Genomic DNA, 3587 nt, shown 5'->3' on the forward strand with positions numbered 1-3587 from the left:
GTGATGTCTTACCGTGGTCCACGTGACCCATTGTTCCCACGTTAACGTGAGGTTTGCTTCGATCAAATTGATCAGCCATAATTATTTGTCTCCTTATTATTAACTTCTTAAGTGTCTGTAAATTCTAACAATTAGAATAGTACTCTGACACGAATGTACCAATACATCTTATATCAAATTAACTGTCTTGTAAAGAGGTTACTCGGTTTATTTTTGATTGTATTTTTGGAAGGCTAAAGTTAGCCATAGAAATGCGTTTATAAGTGTGGTTATCCCTGCAAATACTAGGTCAAGGGTAAAATATGTTGCTGAAAATGCTACTAATGTAACTGCTGTCATGAGACTAGTATATAAATGTGGTTTGTTCTGACTCTTTATAGATGGCAATAAGGCCACAGAAAAGATTAAAGTACCAACGGCAAAGACAGCTTCTTGCCAAGTCATTACTTGTTATTCTTGGCTATGATTGCTTCGGCAACGTGGTTTGGTACGTCGGTGTAGTGATCAAGTTCCATGCTTGAGCTGGCTCGTCCTTGAGTCATAGATCGAAGGTTGGTTGTGTAGCCAAACATCTCACCAAGAGGCACAAATGCAGTTATCTGTTTGATTCCGTTAGCTAGGTCTTCCATAGATTCAATTCGTCCACGCTTAGAGTTAAGATCTCCGATAACGTCACCCATAAATTCCTCAGGAGTAACAGCAACGACTTTCATAATAGGTTCTAGAAGTACTGGACTTGCCATCTTAACACCAGCTTGGATAGCCATTGACCCAGCGATTTTAAATGCCATTTCGTTAGAGTCAACATCGTGGTAGCTTCCATCATAAAGCTCTGCCTTAACGTCAACAACTGGATAACCAGCGATGACACCGTTAGCAAGTGCTTCTTTAATACCTTCTGATACAGGTTTGATGTATTCACTTGGAACAGCACCACCTTTAATAGAGTTGATGAATTCAAATCCTTTACCTTCTTCGTTCTGGCCAATTCGTAGCCATACATGACCGTATTGTCCACGACCACCACTTTGTTTAACGAATTTACCTTCAACTTCAACACCGTCTTTTCGGATAGTTTCACGGTAGGCAACCTGAGGTTGACCGATGTTAGCTTCAACGTTAAATTCTCTCTTCATACGATCTACGATGATTTCTAGGTGAAGCTCACCCATACCACTGATGATTGTCTGACCTGTGTCGTGATCTACTTTGATTCTGAATGTTGGGTCTTCTTCTGCAAGTCTCTGCATAGCGATTCCCATTTTTTCTTGGTCTGCTTTAGTCTTTGGCTCAATAGCGATAGACACTGGAGGTTCTGGGAATGTAATGCTTTCCAAGATAATTGGCTTAGCGATGTCAGCAAGTGTGTGTCCAGTAGTCGTAGCTTTTAGCCCTACAACAGCTGCGATGTCACCAGCTTTAATTTCTGTAACATCTTCTCTCTTATCGGCTTGCATACGGACAATTCGACCAATTCGCTCTTTTTCACCATTTGAGCTGTTTAGTATGTAGCTACCAGCTTTTAGAGTTCCAGAATATACTCGCACGAATGAAAGTTTTCCAACAAATGGGTCAGTTGCGATCTTAAAGGCAAGACCTGCAAATGGCTCTGTGTCAGATGGCTTTCGCTCAATTTCGTCGCCAGTCTTAACATCTGTGCCCCATGATGAACCTCGGTCGATAGGAGATGGTAGTAGCTCAACAACAGCGTCAAGAACTTTTTCTACGATCACACCACGGCCGTCACCACCAGTTACAGCAAAGAATTTGGCTGTAAGTACGGCTGTTCGGATAGCTTGTTTGATTTCGTCTACTGTTAGGCCTTCTTCACCAACTTCTAGGTATTTCTCTAGGATTTCTTCGTCTTCTGCAACTGCGTTTTCGATAAGCAAACTTCGGTATTTCTTTGCTTTTTCTAGCATGTCTTCAGGAACTTCACCAACAACAAGTTCTTTGTCTGTGAATTCTTTGTATGTGTAAGCTTTCATCTCGATAAGGTCGACTACACCATTGATAGACTGTTCGAAGCCAATCGGTAGGTGAATTGGGAAAGCGTGTTTGTTAAGACGTGCGTGAATAGAATCAAGTGATTTGTAGAAATCTCCACCAGTTTGGTTGATCTTGTTGATAAAACAAAAACGAGGGACGTTGTATTTGTCAGCTTGTCGCCAAACAGTTTCAGACTGAGATTCAACGCCCATTTTGCCATCGAATACTGTCACAGCACCGTCAAGAACACGAAGTGATCGCTCCACCTCTACGGTAAAGTCGATGTGTCCTGGAGTATCAATAATGTTAATTTGGTGATCTTTCCAGTAACAAGTAACAGCAGCAGAAGTAATTGTAATACCACGCTCACGCTCTTGTTCCATCCAGTCTGTAGTTGTTTCACCTTCGTGAACAGCTCCGATTTTATGCTTTAGCCCAGTTCGGAATAGGATTCCTTCTGTGGTTGTAGTCTTACCGGCGTCAATATGAGCGATAATTCCGATGTTTCTTAGTTTGTTTAATACTGTCTTTGCCATTAATTAGCTCCTATCTCGGTTTGTATTTGTATTTCTTGTCCTGGAATCATGGTTTGAGGCGCATCTTCAGACAAAGAAACTTGTTCAGTATTAAAACCTAGCAGTTGTGCTGATTTTTCGCCAAGCTTACCGAATATTCCATTTGCTTCGTATGGTTTTAATGTAGTGCCTTGATCACCAGAATTAACAAAAAGCAGTGTGTCAACAATTTCCGCAATAGCCATATTTTTAGTTCCTCGCAAAATGAGCGAAGGCTCGGTTGGCTTCAGCCATTTTATGTGCGTCTTCTTTTTTCTTTACAGCTGTTCCTGTGTTGTTGTAGGCGTCTACTAGCTCAAGTGCGATTCTGTCTTCCATGCTCATGCCAGATCGTGATCGAGCTGCAGCTACAAACCACATAAGTGTTAGGTGTGTTTGTCTCTGTCCTTTTACTTCAAATGGAATCTGATAGTTAGCACCACCAACACGTCGTGAACGTGTCTCTAGGCTTGGTCTAGCGTTAGCAAGAGCTTGCTCGAATACTTCTAGTGGGTTGTCCACTTTTAGTTTTTTTGCGGCCTTTTCCATGCCACCGTATACTAGTTTTTCTGCAACTTGTTTTTTACCATCACGCATAACACGGTTGATAAATCTTTGAACCAACACGCTGTTGTATAGTCGGTCTCCTGGTATATCTCTAACTAGGCTTTTTGTAACTTTTCGTGGCATTATTTACTTTCCTTCTTTGATCCGTATTTAGAACGACCTTGTTTTCGGCCTGATACACCCTGAAGGTCGAGAGCTCCACGAACAATGTGGTACCTAACACCTGGAAGGTCTTTTACTCGTCCACCACGTACTAGAACCACAGCGTGTTCCTGTAGGTTATGGCCTTCACCACCGATGTAAGCCCAAACTTCGTAGCCATTCGTAAGTCGCACACGTGCAACTTTACGAAGGGCAGAGTTAGGTTTTTTCGGAGTCTTGGTTGTTACTTTGATACAAACACCTCTTTTGAATGGAGATGGTTTTTCGTAGTTCTTAGTCTTTAGGTTGTTAACCACACGTTGCATCGCTGGCGAT

The 3587-nt window shown here is 41.9% G+C and carries 4 protein-coding genes; all 4 read right to left on the bottom strand.

Features of this window, described 5'->3' with window-relative positions; all coding sequences use genetic code 11:
* Nucleotides 1-443 precede the first annotated feature (443 nt).
* The 4 genes from fusA to rpsL are packed head-to-tail and all read right to left on the bottom strand — an operon-like array spanning nt 444 to nt 3577.
* Entirely contained in the window at nt 444-2525 is a 2082-nt protein-coding gene (gene fusA / locus WAQ08_RS01330; protein ID WP_422188838.1) for an elongation factor G, read from the bottom strand.
* Entirely contained in the window at nt 2525-2749 is a 225-nt protein-coding gene (locus WAQ08_RS01335; protein ID WP_422188839.1) for a hypothetical protein, read from the bottom strand. The genes fusA and WAQ08_RS01335 overlap by 1 nt, the downstream gene beginning before the upstream one ends.
* Nucleotides 2750-2753: 4 nt before the next feature.
* Nucleotides 2754-3233 (bottom strand): 30S ribosomal protein S7, encoded by a 480-nt coding sequence (gene rpsG, locus WAQ08_RS01340; protein WP_422188840.1) that lies wholly within the window; start codon nt 3231-3233, stop codon nt 2754-2756.
* Nucleotides 3233-3577 (bottom strand): 30S ribosomal protein S12, encoded by a 345-nt coding sequence (gene rpsL / locus WAQ08_RS01345; RefSeq protein ID WP_422188841.1) that lies wholly within the window; start codon nt 3575-3577, stop codon nt 3233-3235. The genes rpsG and rpsL overlap by 1 nt, the downstream gene beginning before the upstream one ends.
* Nucleotides 3578-3587: the final 10 nt, after the last annotated feature.

Source organism: Aquabacterium sp., assembly GCF_049274795.1.
GTDB lineage: Bacteria > Pseudomonadota > Gammaproteobacteria > Burkholderiales > Burkholderiaceae_C > Aquabacterium.